Annotated in this window: 14 protein-coding genes; 11 read left to right on the top strand and 3 right to left on the bottom strand. The window is 65.9% G+C overall.

The genetic code is table 11. From position 1 onward, the window contains the following. Positions 1-14 precede the first annotated feature (14 nt). Together QX070_RS23745 and QX070_RS23740 are read right to left on the bottom strand one after the other, a co-directional pair. Entirely contained in the window at positions 15-1226 is a 1212-nt protein-coding gene (locus QX070_RS23745) for a type II secretion system F family protein (RefSeq protein WP_315739561.1), read from the bottom strand. Positions 1227-1234: 8 nt separating this feature from the next. Continuing rightward, positions 1235-2890 carry a GspE/PulE family protein gene (locus QX070_RS23740; RefSeq protein WP_315739560.1) on the bottom strand — a complete coding sequence of 552 codons (1656 nt, stop codon included), beginning with the start codon at positions 2888-2890 and terminating at the stop codon, positions 1235-1237. Positions 2891-3143: 253 nt separating this feature from the next. Here QX070_RS23740 and gspD point away from each other — a divergent pair, with 253 nt between their 5' ends. The 4 genes from gspD to QX070_RS23720 all read left to right on the top strand — a co-directional run bounded on the left by gspD (position 3144) and on the right by QX070_RS23720 (position 9465). Then, positions 3144-5447: a type II secretion system secretin GspD gene (gene gspD, locus QX070_RS23735; RefSeq protein ID WP_315739559.1), complete on the top strand. Its 2304-nt coding sequence runs from the start codon at positions 3144-3146 to the stop codon at positions 5445-5447. Further along, entirely contained in the window at positions 5419-5967 is a 549-nt protein-coding gene (locus tag QX070_RS23730) for a tetratricopeptide repeat protein (protein WP_315739558.1), read from the top strand. The genes gspD and QX070_RS23730 overlap by 29 nt, the downstream gene beginning before the upstream one ends. 268 nt (positions 5968-6235) lie before the next feature. Then, positions 6236-8113 (top strand): alkaline phosphatase family protein, encoded by a 1878-nt coding sequence (locus QX070_RS23725; RefSeq protein ID WP_315739556.1) that lies wholly within the window; start codon positions 6236-6238, stop codon positions 8111-8113. A 230-nt stretch (positions 8114-8343) separates the two neighbouring features. After that, positions 8344-9465, top strand: a complete 1122-nt coding sequence (locus tag QX070_RS23720) for a hypothetical protein (RefSeq protein ID WP_315739555.1) — start codon at positions 8344-8346, stop codon at positions 9463-9465. A 73-nt stretch (positions 9466-9538) separates the two neighbouring features. Here QX070_RS23720 and QX070_RS23715 read toward each other — a convergent pair whose 3' ends face one another. After that, positions 9539-10408: a ferritin family protein gene (locus QX070_RS23715; RefSeq protein WP_315739554.1), complete on the bottom strand. Its 870-nt coding sequence runs from the start codon at positions 10406-10408 to the stop codon at positions 9539-9541. Positions 10409-10617: 209 nt separating this feature from the next. Here QX070_RS23715 and QX070_RS23710 point away from each other — a divergent pair, with 209 nt between their 5' ends. From QX070_RS23710 to QX070_RS23680, 7 genes are read left to right on the top strand one after another with little or no spacing between them, the layout of a single operon-like run. Then, positions 10618-12912: a 4Fe-4S binding protein gene (locus QX070_RS23710; RefSeq protein WP_409999182.1), complete on the top strand. Its 2295-nt coding sequence runs from the start codon at positions 10618-10620 to the stop codon at positions 12910-12912. 10 nt (positions 12913-12922) lie between these two features. Then, complete coding sequence (nosZ, locus tag QX070_RS23705; protein WP_315739552.1) at positions 12923-14848, top strand: TAT-dependent nitrous-oxide reductase; 1926 nt, start codon at positions 12923-12925, stop codon at positions 14846-14848. A gap of 3 nt (positions 14849-14851) precedes the next feature. Beyond that, positions 14852-16240: a nitrous oxide reductase family maturation protein NosD gene (locus tag QX070_RS23700; RefSeq protein ID WP_315739551.1), complete on the top strand. Its 1389-nt coding sequence runs from the start codon at positions 14852-14854 to the stop codon at positions 16238-16240. After that, positions 16237-17157: an ABC transporter ATP-binding protein gene (locus QX070_RS23695; protein WP_315739549.1), complete on the top strand. Its 921-nt coding sequence runs from the start codon at positions 16237-16239 to the stop codon at positions 17155-17157. Before QX070_RS23700 ends, QX070_RS23695 begins: the two co-directional genes overlap by 4 nt. Further along, a complete protein-coding gene (locus tag QX070_RS23690) occupies positions 17154-17984 on the top strand; it encodes an ABC transporter permease (RefSeq protein ID WP_315739548.1) in 831 nt (276 codons plus the stop codon). The genes QX070_RS23695 and QX070_RS23690 overlap by 4 nt, the downstream gene beginning before the upstream one ends. Then, on the top strand, positions 17981-18538 hold the full coding sequence (locus QX070_RS23685) for a nitrous oxide reductase accessory protein NosL (protein ID WP_315739547.1): 558 nt from the start codon (positions 17981-17983) through the stop codon (positions 18536-18538). Before QX070_RS23690 ends, QX070_RS23685 begins: the two co-directional genes overlap by 4 nt. Beyond that, a complete protein-coding gene (locus tag QX070_RS23680) occupies positions 18535-19533 on the top strand; it encodes an FAD:protein FMN transferase (RefSeq protein ID WP_315739546.1) in 999 nt (332 codons plus the stop codon). The genes QX070_RS23685 and QX070_RS23680 overlap by 4 nt, the downstream gene beginning before the upstream one ends. Positions 19534-19561: the final 28 nt, after the last annotated feature.

Raw genomic sequence — 19561 nt, 5'->3', positions numbered from 1 at the left:
CTCCTTGATGTCGGTCAGCCGACCAGTTGCGTCACCGAAAGCAGGGCCGTCATGATCGAGACGATCAGGCCACCGACGACCACGCTGATGAGCAGAATGGCGGCGGGACCGACGATGCCGACGACACGGTCGAGTCCCCGCTGCAGCTTGGCTTCGTAGAATTCTGCGATCCGGGTCGACAGCGTCGGCAGTTGGCCGGTCTCCTCGCCGAGCCGCAGCATGCGCAGCGCCATCGGCGGCAGCGTGTTGTCGGCCGACAGCGCCTGGGACAGCTTGCCACCGTGACGGACGCGATCCGCCGCCGCCGACCATGGCGCGCGCGACGACGTCACCGCCATCACGTCAACGAGGATGCGCAGTGCCGCGCTCAGATTGACGCCGCAGCCGAGCAGCAGGCCGAGATTGCGGCAGAACAGGCTGGTTCGATAGAACAGCAGGAGGCTGCCGATGCCGGGCGTCACCGCCAGCACACTGGTCAGGCCGGCGCGAACCGCGGGCTGACGCAACAGCCACCAGCCTGCCGCAAGCAGCGCCGCACAGCCGAGCGTGATCGCAGCTGCATTGGCGCGCAGCAGATCCGACATCGTCATGAAGAAGCCGAGCGCGGTATCGGCACGGCCACCGAAGTCGCGCAGCACGGCGGAGAAGTTCGGCAGCACGGCCACGAGAAAGAACAGCATTACGCCGATCGCCGCGAGGAACACGAAGGCGGGATACTGCATCGCGTCGGTCAGTTTGCGGCGCGTCGCCTCCGAGCGCTCGCGTTCGCCGGCCAGCGCGGTCAGCACATGATCGAGCGTTCCCGACGCCTCCCCGACGCGCATCAGCGCGACATACATCGGCGAGAACAGCTGCGGCTGGGCAGCCGCCGCGTCGGCGAAGCTTTCACCGGCCATGATCGCCGCGCGCAGCCGCGCCACCACGGGACGCAGGCGGCCGATGTCGGAATCGCCGGACAACAGATCGAGCGCGTCGTCGAGTCGCGCGCCGGCCTTGAGCAGCAGGGCCAGATCGCGCGTGAACGTGGTCACCTCGGCCGCGGACGGAGCGCCGAAGGAAAGTCCGGACGCGCCGCCCGTCCGCTCCTTCGTCTCCTCGACGGTTTCGATCGGCAGCAGCTGCAGATAGGAGATGCGCCGCTCGACCTCGCCGCGCGACGGCGCGTCGAGAGATCCGACGACGATTTCACCGGACTGCGTCAGGGCGCGATAGCGGTAGCTCGGCACGATCCACCTCACCGCGCCACGAGGACACGAAGCAGCTCGGAGGCCGAGGTGACGCCGGCGCGGCACTTGGCGACGCCGTCGTCAAGCATCGTCGTCATGCCTTCCCGGATCGCGAGCCGATCGATCGCGAGACCGTCGGCACTATCAGCGATCAGCTCGCGCAGGCTGCTGGTCAGCTCGAGCAGCTCGAACACGCCGACCCGGCCGCGATAGCCGCTCTGACCGCATCGCTCGCATCCCGTCGGATGCCAGGTGATGTCGCCGGGCACGAGGCCGAGATGACCGAGGCGCGGGTCATCGCGACACGCCTCGTCATCGAGAGGCTTCGGCGTCTTGCAATGGTCGCAGAGCTGCCGCACCAGCCGCTGTGCGATGACCGCGCGCAGCGTCGATCGCAGCAGAAAGCCTTCCACGCTGAGGTCGAGCAGGCGCGGCACCGCAGCCGCCGCGGTTTCCGTGTGCAGCGTCGTCAGCACCAGATGGCCGGTCAGCGCGGCATGGACGGCGACATGTGCCGTCTCGCTGTCTCGGACCTCGCCGACCATGATGACGTCGGGATCCTGACGCACGAAGGAGCGCAGCGCGCTCGCGAATGTCAGCCCGATCGCCGGCTTGATCTGCGACTGATTGATGCCGGGGATCTCATATTCCACCGGATCCTCGACGGTGAGGATCTTGCGCTCCGGCGTGTTGAGCATCGACAGGATCGTCGCCAGGGTCGTGGTCTTGCCGCTGCCGGTCGGCCCCGTGATCACGATCATGCCGTGCGGCAGCGTGATCAGGCGCCGGAGCGCGGTGTCATCGCGCGTGGAGAGGCCGAGACGGCTCGCCACGAGCTGCGAGCGATCCTTCGGCAGGATGCGCAGCACCGCCGATTCCCCGTGCTGGGTTGGCATGATCGCAACACGGACGTCGATCTCGGCTCGGCCGGCGCGAATGCGCGCGGCCCCGTCCTGCGGCAGACGCCGCTCGGCAATGTTGAGACCGGCGACGATCTTGATGCGCGAGATCACCGCCTGCGGCAGCACGCCCGCAGGCGCCGCGATCGGACGCAACAGGCCGTCGACCCGCAGCCTGACCACGAGACCGGTCGAGAACGGCTCGATGTGGATGTCGCTGGCGCGCATCTCGACGGCCTTCTCGATCAGGTCGTTGACCGCGCGGACGACCGGCGCGCCGCTCGCGAGATCGCGCAGACTTTCGATGTCGTCGTCGCGGAGCTCCTGCGCCGGCGAGATCTCGGCCTCGTCGGAATCACCAAGTCGTTGGTCGAGGACGACGGCGACATCCTCATGCGAGGCGACCTTGAAAAGAGTCTGCGGGCCGAGCACCAGCTCGGCGGCCCGGCGCACCGCCTGATCGGTCGGGTCGGCCATCGCGAACACGGCGGCGCCGTCAGAGTCTTTGTATGGATAGCCGAGCACTTCGCGCAGGAAGCGATCGGAGAACTCACTCACCGCGGGCAGTGCCGCCATCAGCTCGCGCAGCGCGACGCGCTCCAGTCCGGTGAAGCCGGCAACCTCGTCCGCGAAAACGTCGGCGGTCAGGCCGAACCTGTCCCAGAGCGCGCTCTGCGTTTCGCCCGCAGCTCCGCCTTCGCCCGCCGCCAGGGGATGGCGCTCGCGAAGATAGGCATGGAATTGGGTCGACAGTGTACCGCTCATGGCGTGATCCGGGTGGCGCCCGTGCCGGCTCTACGTCTCGGCACGGCGCAACTGGCGACCGACGTTATTGATCGCGAACATGACGGCTGTACGAATGTGGACGGCGCGGACATTTCCGACACACATGTCGCGCAAAGGCGGGCGGCATCAGGCAAAGATACATAAGTGTCACATTGGACCGCTATGCAGGCTGCGCGGTCGAACGAGGCGCGATCCTGGTTCGGCCGGTCAACACGAGTAGATCGGTAAGTCCATGTTTCGTATCGGCAATCGAAGCCAGTCCGCTGCGGTTGTCAGACATGCCTGGCTGCTGACCATCGCGGTGCTGCTCGCGTCCTGCAACATGGCAACGCTCAATTCCCAGGCCAGCGCGCCGGCCGATGTCGACGTCATCGACAAGGTGCGCTCGCTCGATATCCTGCCGCGCGACAATGCACCGGTCGCATCGATCCAGGGACGCCCCGAGGTCGAGCGCGCGAGCGCGCGGACCTATCAGGGGACCACGGTTCAGGAGGTCGCCGAGGTCAGGCCGCTTCCGGCGGCCGATGGCAAAGGCTATGACCTCAATTTCGAGAACACGCCGATCGCAGTGGTCGCGAAGGTCGTGATCGGTGACATCCTCGGCGCGGGCTACTCGATCGATCCCCGCGTGCAGGGCAGCGTCAGCCTGGTGTCGGCGCGGCCGGTGCCGAAATCCGACATCCTGTTCGTGCTGGAGAGCGCGCTGCGCCTGTCGGGCGTCGTGCTGGTCCGCGAAGGCGGCGGCTACAAGCTGACTCCGCTCGGCGACGCCATCGGCGCCGGACGCGTCGACGGCGAGGCCGGCCGCGCCGAGCCCGGCTACGGCGTCTCCGTCGTGCCGCTGCAATATGTCGGCGCGCAGACGATCCTCAAGCTGATGGACAGCTTCGCGACCCGGGCCGGCAGCGTGCGCGCCGACACCACCCGAAACCTGCTGCTGATCCAGGGCACAGGAGCCGAGCGACGCTCCGCGATCGAAACAGTGATGAGCTTCGACGTCGACTGGATGCGCGGCCAGTCGGTCGGCATCTTCCCGGTCAGCAATTCGGCGCCGGAGCCGTTGATGGCGGAGCTGGAGAAGATCATGGATTCCGGCGAGAACGGGCTGAGCCAGAGCCTGGTCAAGCTACAGGTCGTCAATCGCCTGAACGCGATCATGGTCGTAACGCGCAAGCCGGCGCTGCTGCAGAGCGCGGCGACCTGGATCCGCCGGCTCGACCAGGCCGACTCCGGGCGCACCAGCGTCCACGTCTACCGCGTCCGCTACGGCGACGCGCGCCAGCTCGCCAAGGTGCTCACCGACATGTTCGGCGGCGCCGGCTCGTCCTCCACCGACGGCGCCGACGGCCAGACCGCGCCGGGGTCCGACGGCACGACGACGTCGGTCGCCGATCGGCTCTCCTTCAACACCAATGCAGCGGGATCATCGAGTTCGAGCGCCAATCCGGCGAGCCGGTCCCAAGGCGGTGGTCTCTCGAGCATGTCATCTTCGAGCACGTCGTCCTCCAGCAGTACGCCGTCCTCGACCGGGCTGGAGCCACGCAGCAGTGGTGCCGGCGGAGGCCAGGCCATCATGCCGAATGTCCGGATCACCCCGGACACGGTGAACAACTCGCTGCTCATCTATGCCGACCGCGAGAACTACCGCATCATCTCCAGCACGCTGCAGCAGCTCGACCAGCCGGTGCTGCAGGTCGGGATCGACGCCACGATTGCCGAAGTGACGCTCACCAACGAGCTGTCCTACGGCGTGCAGGCCTATCTTTCGAGCAAGGTGCTCGGCCTCGGGACCGACAAAGGATCGATCACCAATACGCAAACCACGTCGGTGGCCACGGCCACGACATCCGCGGCGACGACGGCCTTGATCAACCGCGCTCTGCCCGGCTTCAACTTCCTGATCGGACACGAAGCCTCGCCCAACATGATCCTCGACGCACTCCATACTGTCACCAGCGTCAAGGTGCTCTCCAATCCCTCGCTGGTCGTGATCAACAACCAGACCGCCACCCTGCAGGTCGGCGACGTCGTGCCGGTATCGACCGGCAGCGCGACCGTACTGTCGTCGAGCAACACGGTGGTCAACACCATCGACTATCGCAACACCGGCATCATCCTGCGCGTCGTGCCGCGGATCGCCGCCAACGGCAATGTGCGGCTCGAGGTCGAGCAGGAGATCAGCAACGTCGCGGCCCAGACCGCCGCGAGTCTCACGCCGACGGTGTCGCAACGCAAGGTCAAGAGCGCCATCTCCGTCGCCAACGGCCAGACCGTGCTGCTGGCGGGCCTGATCAGCGAGCAGCAGACCGGCAATCGCAACGGCATTCCGGGCTTCGACGAGATTCCAGTTCTTGGCGACGCGTTCTCGCATCAGGGCAAGAAGGGCACGCGCACCGAGCTCATCATCTTCATCCGGCCGCAGATCATTCGCGACGGCAGCGATGCGCATCAGGTCGCAGAAGAACTCCGTTCCAAGCTCCGCGGATCAGTCGGAGCGAGCATCACGGATGATTTGCGTGTCCGCACCACCCGTTGACCCCAGCCAAGTGATCCGGCCGACGATGGGGCGCCTCGCCATCGCCTGCTCCGCAGCCATCCTGCTGCTGGGAGCACTGGCCTCGCCCGTTCGCGCCGATTCGGTCAGCACCGCACGCATCGCCTATGCGCGCGGCGACTTCGTCCGCGCCGTGCGCGTGCTGACCCCGCCTGCCCTGCGCGGCGATCCACGCGCTCAGGCGATGCTCGGCTTCATGTATGAAAACGGCTTTGGAACCCCGCAGGCCTACGAGGTCGCCAGCGATCTCTATTGCCAGGCCGCCACAGCCGGCAATCCGTTCGGCCAAGCGATGCTCGGCCTGATGTACGACAAGGGTCATGGCGTTCCACAGGACGTCGTGCTCGCCTACAAATGGCTGAACCTTGCTGCCGGACATGCCAAGTCGACCCAGCGCAGCTACTTCCTGCGGCTTCGCAGCGCCGTGGCCTCGAAGATGTCGGCCAGCCAGATCGCCCAAGGCCAGGCCCTCGCGCTGGACTGGATCCCGGGCCAGCTCTGACCGGCATCGCCGATCGGCGATCTTCTTCAGAGTTCAGAGCGAGCCGGCTTCCTGCGGCGATGAGCGAAGGCCCGCCGGCATGTGATGCCGGGCCTGCACGATGCTGCGCCGTGCGTCTCCTGCATCTACGCAAATGCGCGTCTCGCGCGCATTTCACAAAACCGAAGCAAGACCGACACCACGTTGCAATTTGTTGCCGCGATAAATTGCCGCAGGCGAGCAGCCATTCGTAAGCGCGCGCCACCACCCCACTCCGTCCGGAGATGTCATGACCAGAACAGTCACGCGGTCCAAGGCGCTCGCCCTTGCGACCACCGCCGTCTTCACCGCGACCAGCGTCGCACCAGCCTTCGCCGGCGCGGCGACCAGCACCCCGATCGAGCACGTCATCATCATCGTCGGTGAGAACCACACCTTCGACAATCTGTTCGGCACCTACAAGCCGAAGGCTGGTCAGGCCATCGACAATCTGCTCAGCAAGGGCATCGTCAACGAGGACGGCACGCCGGGGCGGCATTTCAAGAAGGCGGAACAGCGGATCGGTCGCGACGAGGCTCGCTACAGTGCCGAGACCGCGTCCACCGGCGCCTACGCAACGCTGCCGCAGCCCTACACCACATATGGAATCGGCCTGCCGCAGAACGTCCTCGACACCCGCTTCCCGGCCAATCTTCCCAATGGCCCGTATCAGATTTCGAAATACGTCTCCTACGCCGCCTATACCGGCGATCCGGTGCACCGCTTCTTCCAGATGTGGCAGGACATCGACGGCGGCAAGCACGACAAGTTCGTGTGGGTCGAGCAGACCATCGGCACCGGCTCGAACGGACAGCCCTATCCGGCCGGCGGGTTCAACCCGATGGAAGGCGCCATCTCGATGGGCTTCTACAACATGAACCCGTTCACCGATGCCGCCGGCAAGGCCCAGCCCGGTGACGCGCCGTTCTTCAAGCAGCTCGCCGACGAATATGCGATCAGCGACAATTATCATCAGGCCATCATGGGCGGCACCGGCGCCAACTTCCAGGCCCTCGTGACCGGCCACGCCGCGTTTTTCACCAACCCCGAGACGCTGAACGGCGCCCCGGCCGTGCCCTATGCCAACCAGATCGAAAATCCGGATCCGGTTGCCGGCACCAACAACTACTACAAGCAGGACGGCTACAGCGGCGGCTCCTACGTCAACTGCTCCGATCCGTCAGCGCCCGGCGTCGCCGCCATCAACGAGCAGCTGTTCAAGAACGGCGTCACCAGCAACAATTGCGCGTCGAACCATTATTATCTCGTCAACAATTACAGCATGTTCTGGAACCAGACCAGCGCGAAGCCGAATGCGCTCGGCTCCGACAAGTTCGTGCTGCCGCCGCAGAGTGCGCCGACCATCGCTGACGTGATGACGGCAAAGGGCGTGTCCTGGAAGTACTACAGCGCCGATCGCGGCGACGACGCCACCACCTTCGCCAAGAGCGTCGACGGCGTGCCGCTGCTGTTCCACTCCTATTGCGGCATCTGCGACCCGCTCACCGGCTTCAACAAGATCATGAAGACTCCGACGGAGGAAGCCAAGCTGCAGAACTACGGCGCCTTCGTGAAGGACGTGCAGAACAACACGCTGCCCGCCGTGTCGTTCGTGCGTCCGTTCGAGGCGCTCGCAGGGCATCCCGCCGATTCGACCACCGACCTCTACGAAAAATTCCTCGAGGCCCTGATCAATCGCGTCAAGGCCAACCCGCAGCTCTGGGCCAAGACCGCGATCTTCATCACGACGGACGAGGGCGGCGGTTACTACGACTCCGGCTATGTCCAGCCGGTGGACTTCCTCGGCGACGGCACCCGCATTCCCTTCATCCTGGTCTCGCCGCTGGCCAAGAAGGGCCATATCGATCACACTTACTACGATCACGTCTCGCTGCTGAAATTCATCGAGCGCAACTGGCGGCTGCCCACGATCTCCGCCGTCAGCCGCGACCGGCTGCCCAACCCGATTCATGATCGGGACGACAACCGCTACGTGCCGAAGAACCGTCCGGCGATCGGCGACCTGATGAACCTGTTCGCCTTCAGCGATAACGATGGCGATCACGATCACGACGGCGGCTGGCATCATCACGACCACGGTGAGCACGGACACGGCGACGACCGCTGATCGACGGGAGTCTGCCGTTGTCAAGAACAGCCCGCCGCACACGTTGCGGCGGGCCCTTCTGTGCATTGTCCGCGGCGGACGACATTGATGGTGCACCGAATTGCAACATCGTGACGCCGTCAGCGGATTGTCAGCCGATCGTCACGCCCCCGTTATCGACCCTCCGCATCGTCCCGCCGCCGCTTAATGAAGCGGCGCGATGCAACCGAGGTCTTGGGGGATCTTGTAGAATGTCACTTCGATCATCATTCAAATCTGCCTTTCACGAACTGCTCACATTGTCTGTCACGATGTTGTTGCTCGCGTTCGCCGCTGCCGCGCCAAGCCTCGCGCACGATCACGGCTTCGACGACGACGACGACGACAGCTACGCCATCGGTCTGTGGGGCGACCTACCCTATTCCACGCTGCAGGCCACCGTCGGCGTCCCGAACCTGATCGCGGACATGAACGCCCACCGGCTGAAGTTCACCGCGCATGACGGCGACCTGAAGCAGGGCTCCAATTCCGCCTGCGACGCCGGCCTCTATGCCCAGGCGCTCGCCTTCTTCAACAGCCTCGAGGCGCCGGCCATGTTCACGCCCGGCGACAACGACTGGGTCGATTGCGATCGCCCCTCGAATGGCGGCTTCAACTCACGCGACCGGCTCGACTACGAGCGCAAGGTGTTCTTCTCGACGCCGTTCTCGCTCGGCCAGCGCAAGCTGCGCCAGGAGGTGCAGACCGATCCGCTGTGTCTCAGCGCCAACGGCACCAAGGTCGGCTGCGTCGAGAATCGCCGCTGGACCGTTGGCCGCGTGACCTATGCGACGCTGAACATCCAGGGCTCCTGCAACAATCTCTGCGACACCAATCCAGATCCGGACGAATACAACGCGCGCAATGCAGCCGTGATTCTCTGGATGCAGCAGACCTTCGCAGAGGCCAGGAAGCGCCATTCCGCTGCGGTGATGTTCATCACCCAGGGCAACCCGGGCTGGGACCAGGCCGATCCCACGCGCGCGCCGCTGCGCGATCCCAAGACGCTCGCCGAGACGGACGGGCAGCCGGACGGCTTCATCAGCTTTCTGACCGCCTTACGCACCGAAGTCGAGGCGTTCCGCAAGCCGGTCGCCTACGTCCACGGCGATTCCCATTACTTCCGGATCGACCAGCCGTTCCTCAACAGTGCCGGCCAGCGGCTGGAGAACTTCGTTCGTGTCGAAACGTTCGGCGACAATCAGGGCAACGGCAACAACGACGTGCGCTGGGTCAAGGTGACCGTCGATCCGCGCAGCCGCGACGTGTTTTCCTTCCAGCCCGTCACGGTGCCGGCGAACCGCACCGCCGTGCCGGCGCCGACCCGCAACTAAGCCTCATCATGATCGGGTCGCCCAGCCTGGCTGGGCGACCCTCGTCTTTCGCCAAGCAGCTCTGAAGTTGGACTCAACCGAGCGACCGCAGCCAGGCCAGCCGGGCGATCGCCTGCGACGCCAGCCGCTGCATCAGATCGAGCCGGTCCGGTTCGGTCGCTCGCTCCGCATGCTCCAGATACGCGTCCGCGAGCGCCTCCGCCAGCACGGCTGCATCGGCTTGCGCGAGCGCCGCCGGCAGGCGCAGCAGGTCCGCAACCTCCGATGCCATTGCCGCGGCTTCATACGCAAGCTCGCGCACGCGATCCGCCGGGCGGCCAGCGGCGCGCGCAGCCATCGCGCCGAGCAGTTCCGCGAGGCGGCGTTCCAGCCGGCCGGCGTCGATCGTGCCCGTGTCCGACGCCACCGTCGCCGCGCGCCTGGCGTCGGCCTCAAGATGATAGGCACGGCGCCGCTCCTTGCGCAGCGTCGCGACGTGACCGAGTTCCTCTCGCGCCATGGCCTCGGACGCCTTCTTGACCTCGGGATCATCGGCAAATGCCGCGACATAGGACCAGAACGCGAAGGCCCGCTCCTCGTTGCGCACCGCCATCGACAGCGCGCGGTACGGCGTCATCAGCCGTGAGTCCTGGATTTCGCGCGCCGCGCCGGGCTCAAAGGTCTCCGGCGGCTGCCAGCGCACCAGCGACACATCGGGGGCACGCCCCGTTCGCGCTTGCGACCATTGCGCGACACTGTCGACATGCTCGCGCTCGGCCGCGGCCAACCTCGCGAAGACGTCGGCCAGATCGAGCCGGCCTTGACGCTGCATCTCTCCGGACAGCTCGTCGTAGCGATCGGCCGCCTCCTGCTCCATCGCATTGGCGAGCGCGAACAGCTCGTCAATCGAATGCAGGTTCCCGGCCGGTTCCGACTTGAGCGAAAGCGTGCGTGACAACAACATATGATAGTCTGCCTGATTGTCCTGGCCTGTTTGATCCAGCGCAACGTCCGTCGGATTGCGACCCACTAGACAACCGGCACGATAAGGAGTCAATTTAGCCCGACTCTATTTGCTCCGGGATTGTCAATGGCGACGATCCCTTCCTTCCCCGAAACAGTCCTGACTGGAATACGGCCCTTCGTGGGCCGGCCGTTCCGCTTGAGGTGATCATGGTTGCGAGTGATGTCGCCACCAAACGGTGGCGCATGCCTGCTATCTTGGTAGCAATCCTCATCGGGCTCTGCACGATCGCGGCCCCGCGCGCAGCACATGCTGCCGGCGATCTCGCAACCTACCTCTCGAAGATCACGCCGGGCGAGCTCTTCCCCGATGCGGATCGTTTCGGCGTGCCGCAAGGCGAGCCGCCGATCATGCCGGTGTATCGCGGCGATCAGCTCAAGGGTTACGTCTATCTCAACTCCGATTTCGCCAATTCCGTCGGCTATTCGGGCAAGCCGATCCACATCCTCGTCGGCATCGATCCCAAGGGCGTCATCACCGGGCTGAAGCTGGTCGATCACAAGGAGCCGATCGTGCTGATCGGCATTCCCGAGCCACGCATCGTTGCCGCACTCAATGGCCTGCTCGGCAAGGACATGACGCCGATCGCGCACGGCGCAGAACATGCGCCGCAGGCCGACATCGTCTCGGGTGCCACGGTCACCGTGCTGGTGATGCACGACAGCATCGTGCGCGCCGCCACGCGCCTGATCCGCAGCGGCCGCATTGGTGCCGGCGCTGCGGCGAGCGCCGCCACAGCACAGCCGGGCGTGACCAGGACGGTCGATCCCGACAAGAGCGAGATCCGTGACTGGGGCAGCCTGCTCGGCGACGGCTCGGTGCGGCGCCTGCATCTCAGCATCGGCGACGTCAACGACGCATTCGCCAAGTCGGGCAATGCGGCGGCCGCGCAAAATCCCGAGCCCGGCGATGCCGGCGACACCTTCATCGATCTCTATGTGGCCATGGCCAGCGTGCCCACCATCGGCCGCAGCCTGCTCGGCGACGAGGGCTATCAGCGACTCAAGCAGCGGCTGCAGCCCGGACAGCAGGCGATCGTCGTCGCCGGCGACGGCGTCTACTCGTTCAAGGGCTCCGCCTATGTCAGGGGCGGCATCTTCGACCGCATCGAGGTGCTGCAGGAGGGAGGGAGCACACGGTTCCGCGACAAGAACCACATGCGACTCGGTGCGCTGGCGGCCGCCGGCGCCCCTGCCCTGCGCGAGATCGGGCTGTTCGTCACGCCGCCCGAATTCACGCTCGACCCGACCGAGCCATGGCAGCTCCAGCTCCTGGTGCAACGAAGCACCGGCAGCCACGACAAGGCGTTCCTGACCTTCGATGTCGACTACACCGTTCCAGACGTTTATCTGAAGCACGAGACGCGCGCCGCTGCGACGCCGGCGACGGCCGCACAGCCCGCCCCGGCCACCGCGCAACCAGTCACTGACGACACCGAAGAGCCGTTATGGATGCGCATCTGGCGCTCGCAGACGGTCTCCATCGGCATCACCGCGCTCGCGCTGGCCGTGCTCACCGGGATCTTCTTCTTCCAGAACATTCTGGTGCGCCGTCCCCGGCTCTACACCTGGGTCCGCCGCGCCTATCTCCTGTTCGTGCTGGTCTGGCTCGGCTGGTACGCCAACGCCCAGCTCTCTGTCGTCAACGTCGTCACCTTCATCAACGCGCTGCTGACCGGCTTCCATTGGGAGTTCTTCCTCGCAGCGCCCTTGATCTTCATCCTGTGGGCGGCAACGGCGGCTGGACTGCTGTTCTGGGGCCGCGGGCCGTTCTGCGGCTGGCTCTGTCCGTTCGGCGCGCTGCAGGAGCTGACCAACACAGTGGCAAAATGGCTCAAGGTGCCGCAGATCACGGTGCCCTGGGGGCTGCACGAGCGGCTGTGGCCGATCAAATACATCATCTTCCTCGGCCTGTTCGGGCTGTCGCTGTATTCGGTCGCGCTCGCCGAGCAGGTCGCGGAGGTCGAGCCGTTCAAGACGGCGATCATCCTGAAATTCTCGCGCAGCTGGCCGTTCGTGCTGTATGCCGCGGCGCTGCTCGGCATCGGCCTGTTCATCGAACGCTTCTTCTGCCGCTATCTCTGCCCGCTGGGCGCCGCGCTCGCGATTCCCGGTCGCATCCGCACCTTCGAATGGCTGCGCCGCTGGAAGGAGTGCGGCTCGCCCTGCCAGCGCTGCGCCAAGGAATGCCCGGTGCAGTCGATCCATCCCGAGGGACACATCAACGTCAATGAGTGCATCTACTGCATGCATTGCCAGGAGCTCTACTACGACGACCAGCGCTGTCCGCACATGATCCAAGTCCGGCTCAAGCGCGAGAAGTTCGAGGCGATGTCATCGCCGTCGATGCGCGCCGCCAAATCCGGTCCGAAGACCGTGATCACCCACGCCGGCCGGCCGACGACGGCGCCGGCCCAATCCAACGATCTCACCCATCCATCATAAGGAGACGACGATGGCGCACGACGACGACCAGACGAAACTCAGCCGCCGGCAGATCGTCGGCACCGCCGCACTGGGCGCGGCCGGCGTGGCCGGCAGCATCGGCCTCGGCAAGAGCATCGAGACGACACCGGCCGCGGCGCAGGCGCGAGCTGGACAGAGCGGGGGCAAGGCCGAGGTCGCGCCGGGTCAGCTCGACGAATACTACGTCTTCTTCTCCAGCGGCCAGACCGGCGAGCTTCGCATCGTCGGCATGCCGTCGATGCGCGAGCTGATGCGCATCCCCGTCTTCAACCGGTGCAGCGCCACTGGCTGGGGCCAGACCAACGAGAGCCGCAAGATCATGACCGAGGGGCTGCTGCCCGAGACGCGCGAGCGGCTCAAGGATCGGCTCGGCATCTGGATGAACGGCGACTGCCACCACCCACACATGTCGTTCACCAACGGCACCTATGACGGACGCTACGTCTTCATCAACGACAAGGCCAATACCCGCCTAGCCCGCATTCGCACCGACGTCATGAAGTGCGACAAGATCATCGAGCTGCCGAACCAGTACACGATCCACGGCATGCGTCCGCAGAAATTCCCGCGCACCGGCTACCTGTTCTGCAACGGCGAATATGAGGTGCCACTGCCGAACGACGGCAAGGTGCTCGACGACAAGTCGAAATACTGGTCGATGTTCTCGGCCGTCGACGGCGACACCATGACGGTTGCCTGGCAGGTGATCGTCGACGGCAATCTCGACAACACCGATTGCGACTACCAGGGCAAATATGCCTTCGCGACCTGCTACAATTCCGAGAAGGGCGTGACGCTCGCCGAGATGACCGCGAGCGAGCAGGACTGGGTGACGATCTTCAACATCAAGCGCATCGAGGAGGCCGTCAAGAAGGGAGACTTCAAGGAGATGAACGGCGTTCCCGTCATCGATGGCCGCAAGGGCTCGCCCTACACCCGCTACGTTCCGGTCTCGAACAGCCCGCACGGCCTCAACACGGCCCCTGACGGCATCCATGTCGTCGCCAATGGCAAGCTGGCGCCGACGGTCACCGTGATCGACGTCCGCCTGATCGACAACCTGTTCGACGACAAGATCAAGCCGCGCGATGTCGTCGTGGCCGAGCCGGAGCTCGGCCTCGGGCCGCTGCACACCGCCTTCGACGGCCGCGGCAACGCCTACACCACGCTGTTCCTTGACAGCCAGGTCTGCAAATGGAGCCTCGATCTCGCCAAGCGCGCCTTCAAGGGCGAGAAGGTCAACCCGATCATCCAGAAGCTCGACGTCCACTATCAGCCGGGCCACAACCACGCCTCGATGGGCGAGACCAAGGAAGCCGACGGCAAATGGCTGCTGTCGCTGAACAAGTTCTCCAAGGACCGTTTCCTGAATGTCGGCCCGCTCAAGCCGGAGAACGACCAGCTGATCGACATCTCCGGCGACAAGATGGAGCTGGTGCACGACGGCCCGAGCTTCGCCGAGCCGCACGACGCCGTGATCGTGCATCGCTCCAAGCTCGAGGGGCGCGTGACCTCGATCTGGAAGCGCGACGACCCGTTCTTCGCCGACGCCCGCAAGCAGGCCGCGGCCGACGGCGTCACACTGGAGAGCGACGCCAAGGTGATCCGCGACGGCAACAAGGTGCGCGTCTACATGTGGTCCAGCGCGCCTGCCTACGCGCTCGAGAAGTTCGAGGTCAAGCAGGGCGACGAGGTGACCGTCTATGTCACCAACATCGACGACGTCGAGGACCTGGTGCACGGCTTCTGCATCGTCAACTACGGCGTCAACATGGAGATCGATCCGCAGCAGACCTCGTCCGTGACGTTCATCGCGGACAAGCCCGGCGTGTACTGGTATTTCTGCACATGGTTCTGCCACGCCATGCACATGGAAATGCGCGGACGCATGCTGGTCTCGCCGCGGAACGCGTGAGCGATGCGGCGCATGCGCCATATCAAGACTCTGGGGCTGGCGACGCTCGTCGTCGCCGGCCTGCCCTTCCGCGCCCAGGCGGCGACTCTGCAGGTCGGAGCTGAAACCACCGACCTGCAGGCCCTGCTCGACCGCGCCGCCGACGGCGACGAGATCGCGCTCGCCACCGGCACCTATCGCGGACCGCTACGGATCAGCCACCGCTTGACGCTGGCTGGGGCTCCAGGCGCCGTGATCAGCGGTGGCGGCGAGGGCAGCGTCATCACCGTGGCGGCGCCGGGCACCGTCATTCGCGGCCTCGCCATCGACGGATCCGGCCGTGCGCTGGAGCAGATGGATTCCGGCATCTTCGTCGAGCAGGCCGCGCACGACGCACTGATCGAGAACAACCGCATCGAAGGCAATCTGTTCGGCGTCTATCTGCACGGATCGGCCAACGCCATGGTCCGTCACAACAGCATCATCGGCCTGCGCGCGACGCGTGGCGGCGTGACCGGCAACGGCGTCTCCGTCTGGAACGCGCCGGGCGCCAAGGTGATCGACAACCAATTCCGGTACGGCCGCGATGGCGTGTTCGCCATCACCAGCCGCAACAACGTCTTCAGCCGCAATCGCTTCAGCGACCTGCGCTTCGCGGTGCACTTCATGTACACCAACGACAGCGAAATCTCCGGCAACGTCTCGACCCGCAACATCATCGGCTATGCGATGATGTTCTCCAAGGCGCTCGTCGTGAGGGATAACGTCTCGGATCACGACCGCGACCGCGGCTTGCTGTTCAACGCGGCCAATGGCTCGCAGATCTCCGGCAACAGCGTGATCGGCGGGCTCCAGCCGGCAGACCGCTGGGCCACCGCGGAGAACCGGGGCACCGACGAAGGCGTGCCGCAGGCCGATGCGAGCACGGCCACGCCGACCGCCGGCGCCCGTCCCGGTCCCGAGAAATGCGTGTTCATCTACAACACCAACAACAACCATATCACCGACAACTGGTTCGAAGGGTGCGAGATCGGCGTTCACTTCACCGCCGGCTCCGAGGGCAACGACATCAGGGGCAATGCCTTCGTCAACAATGCCAGCCAGATCAAGTATGTCGGCACCCGCCATCTCGACTGGTCGAAAAACGGCCGCGGCAATTATTGGAGCGACAACCCGGGCTTCGACCTCAACGGCGACGGCATCGCCGACACCGCCTATCGGCCGAATGATCTGATCGACCGCGTATTGTGGACCGCGCCGGCCGCCAAGGTCCTGATCAACAGCCCAGCCGTGCAGGTGATCCGCTGGGCGCAGGCGCAGTTTCCCGCGATCCTGCCCGGCGGAGTCGTCGACAGCCATCCCCTGATATCGCCGCCGGCGCGCCGCGCCGCTGCAGAAAGCGGGCCTCGATGACCGCGACGATCCATGTCGCCGACGTGATCAAGCACTACGGCAAGGTCGAAGCCGTGAGGGGCGTCTCGTTCGATCTCGCCGCCGGCGAGATGGTGGCGCTGATCGGCCACAACGGCGCCGGCAAGACGACGCTGATGAAGATGATGCTCGGGCTGATCCGCCCCACCCGCGGCACCATCGCCGTACTCGGTGAAAATCCAGCCGCCGGCGAGTTCTCCTCGCGGCGCCGCCTCGGCTACCTGCCGGAGAACGTCGCCTTCGATGCCGCCCTTACCGGCCGCGAGACCCAGACCTTCTACGCACGGCTCAAGCGCGAGCCGGTCGGACAGGCCCTCGAGCTGCTCGACGTCGTCGGACTAGGCGATGCCGCAAAGCGCCGCGTCAACACCTACTCCAAGGGCATGCGCCAGCGCCTTGGGCTGGCACAGGCGCTGATCGGCCGCCCGCGCGTGCTGCTGCTCGACGAACCGACCAGCGGTCTCGATCCGGAGCTCCGCCAGACCTTCTACGAGGTGATCGAGCGGCTCGCCGCCGAGGGCACGACGGTGCTGCTGTCGTCGCATGCGCTGACCGAGTTGGAGGAACGCGCCGGCCGCGTCATCATTATGAACCGCGGCCTGAAGGTCGCCGACGGCACACTCGACGAGCTGCGCCGCCTCGCGCGATTGCCGACCCGGATTCGAGTCAAGGTCGCCTCCCTGCCGCCGTCGGGCCCGCCGGCCTGGCTCCCGCCGGCCGCGTCCTATCGCCGGGTGAACGGCCACATCGTCGAGATCGACGCAGCGCCGGACGAGAAGATCGAGCTGCTGCGTCTGGCGACGGCCGACGCCACCGCCGTCCAGGATCTCGAGCTCATTCCACCCAGTCTCGACGAGCTCTACGCGCATTTCCTGCGCCACGCGGAGCACCCGCAATGACCAGCGTGATCACCATCGCCGCCAAGGAGATCCAGCAGGCGATCCGCAATCGCTGGGTGCTGGCCTCGACCCTGCTGCTGGCCGGACTCGCGCTGTCGCTGACCTTCCTCGGCAGCGCGCCGACCGGTACCGTCGGCGCGCGAGCGCTCGATGTCGTCATCGTCAGCCTGTCGAGCCTGACCATCTTCCTGATCCCGCTGATCGCGCTTCTGATCTCGCACGATGCCATCGTCGGCGACATGGAGCGCGGCACCATGCTGCTGCTGCTCAGCTATCCCGTAGCGCGCTGGCAGGTGCTGCTCGGCAAGTTCCTCGGTCATCTCGCGGTGCTCGCCTTCGCGACCTGCCTCGGCTATGGCGCCGCCGCGGTGGCGCTGCTGATCGCCGGCAGCCACTTCGACAGCGACGGGCTCGCGGCCTTCGCCGCGATGATCGGCTCCTCCGTTCTGCTTGGCGCGGTGTTCGTCGCAATCGGCTATCTCGTCAGCGCCGTCGTGCGCGACCGCGGCACCGCAGCGGGTGTCAGCATCGGCCTGTGGCTCGTGCTCGTCCTGATCTACGACATGGCGTTGCTCGGCCTTCTGGTGATCGACCAGGGCCGCAACGTCTCCGGCGGCGTGCTCAGCGCGCTGCTGCTGCTCAATCCGACCGATGCCTACCGGCTTTTCAACCTGACCGGCTTCGCCAATGTCAGCCTGTTCTCCGGCATGGCCGGGCTCGCCGGCAGCAGCACGCTGTCGGTGCAGGCGCTGCTCGCGGCGCTGGTGCTGTGGACGTTGGTACCGCTCGCCGGCGCCGCGCTGGCCTTCTCACGGAGGGAGCTATGAAACGCCTCGCTTTCGCCTGCGCGCTCATCGCCGCCTTTGCTCTCGGCGCCTGCGACGACAAGCAGGCCGCCGCGCCGCCGCCGCCGATCAAGCTGACGGCGGAGGCGATCGGGCATTATTGCGGCATGAACCTGCTCGAGCATTCCGGTCCCAAGGGACAGATCTTCGCCGCCAGCCTGATCGAGCCGGTGTGGTTCTCCTCGGCCCGCGACGCCATCGCCTTCACGATGCTGCCCGACGAGCCCAAGGACATCCAGGCGATCTACGTCTCCGACATGGGTAAGGCCGCGAGCTGGGACAATCCGGGTGCCGACAATTGGGTCGAAGCCCGCAAGGCGGTGTTCGTGATCGGCAGCCGCCTCAAGAGCGGCATGGGCAGCGACGAGGCTGTACCGTTCTCGGATCGGAGCGCCGCCGAGCGCTTCGCGGCCGAGCACGGCGGTCGAATCGTCGGCTTCACCGAGGTGCCGCGCGACTATGTGCTGAGCTCCCCCGACGACAACGCCGGCACGAACGAGCCGGGCCACAAGGACACGACTGAGGTGCGACGATGACAAATCAGCTCTCGCGTCGGCGCTTCATCCGCATCAGCGCCGCACTGGCGGGCCTTGCGATCGCACCCTGCGGCAGGCAGGCGGCCGGCAGCACCGCTGGCCTCGTCGAATGGCGCGGCACGTTGCTCGGCGCCGTTGCCACGATCAAGCTTCATCACCATGACCGGCGCGAGGCCGAGCGGGTGATCCAGGTCTCGATCAGCGAAGCACGGCGACTCGAGCGCCTGTTCAGCCTTTATCTTGAGGACTCGGCGCTGGTCACATTGAACCGCACCGGCGTGTTGGTCGCACCGGCGCCGGAGCTGGTCGACATCCTCACGCTCTCGCAGCGCTACGCCGCGTTGACCGACGGCCGCTTCGACCCGACCGTGCAGCCGCTGTGGACGCTCTATGCCGATCATTTTTCGCACCCCGATGCGAATCCCGACGGCCCACCGCAGGCGGCCGTACAAGAGGCGCTGGCGCGGGTCGGCCATCAGCGGCTCAGCGTCAGCCGCGATCGCATCGTCATGCCGCGCGGCACGGCGCTCACCCTGAATGGCATCGCGCAGGGCTATGTCACGGATCGGATCGTCGACCTGCTGCGCAGCGAAGGCGTGCAGCAGAGCCTGGTCGACATGGGCGAAGCCCGCGCCATCGGCGCGCGGCCGGACGCCCGGCCCTGGGAGATCGCAATCGCCGACCCCGACGTTCCCGATCGGATCGCCGCGATGCTACCGATCATCGATCGGGCCGTATCGACGTCAGGCGCCTATGGCCTCCGCTTCGATCCGCACGGCCGCTTCAATCATCTGTTCGATCCGCACAGCGGCGGCTGCGCGCAGCGCTATCGCAGCGTGACCACGGTCGCCGGCAATGCCACGGCGGCCGACGCGCTTTCGACCGCGTTTAGTCTGATGTCGGAGCCTGAGATCCGTACGCTGCTGCCGCGCACCGAGGTCGACCGTGTCCACCTGATCGACGCGGCGGGAGCCGCAGTCGACCTTATCGGTTGAATTCTTTCTGCGGCTGGATCAGTCGAGA

Origin of the sequence: Bradyrhizobium sp. SZCCHNR1093 (genome assembly GCF_032381175.1) — a bacterium.
Taxonomy (GTDB): domain Bacteria; phylum Pseudomonadota; class Alphaproteobacteria; order Rhizobiales; family Xanthobacteraceae; genus Bradyrhizobium.
The sequence above is the reverse complement of the archived record's forward strand: the minus strand, read 5'-3'. Positions and strand labels throughout refer to the sequence as shown.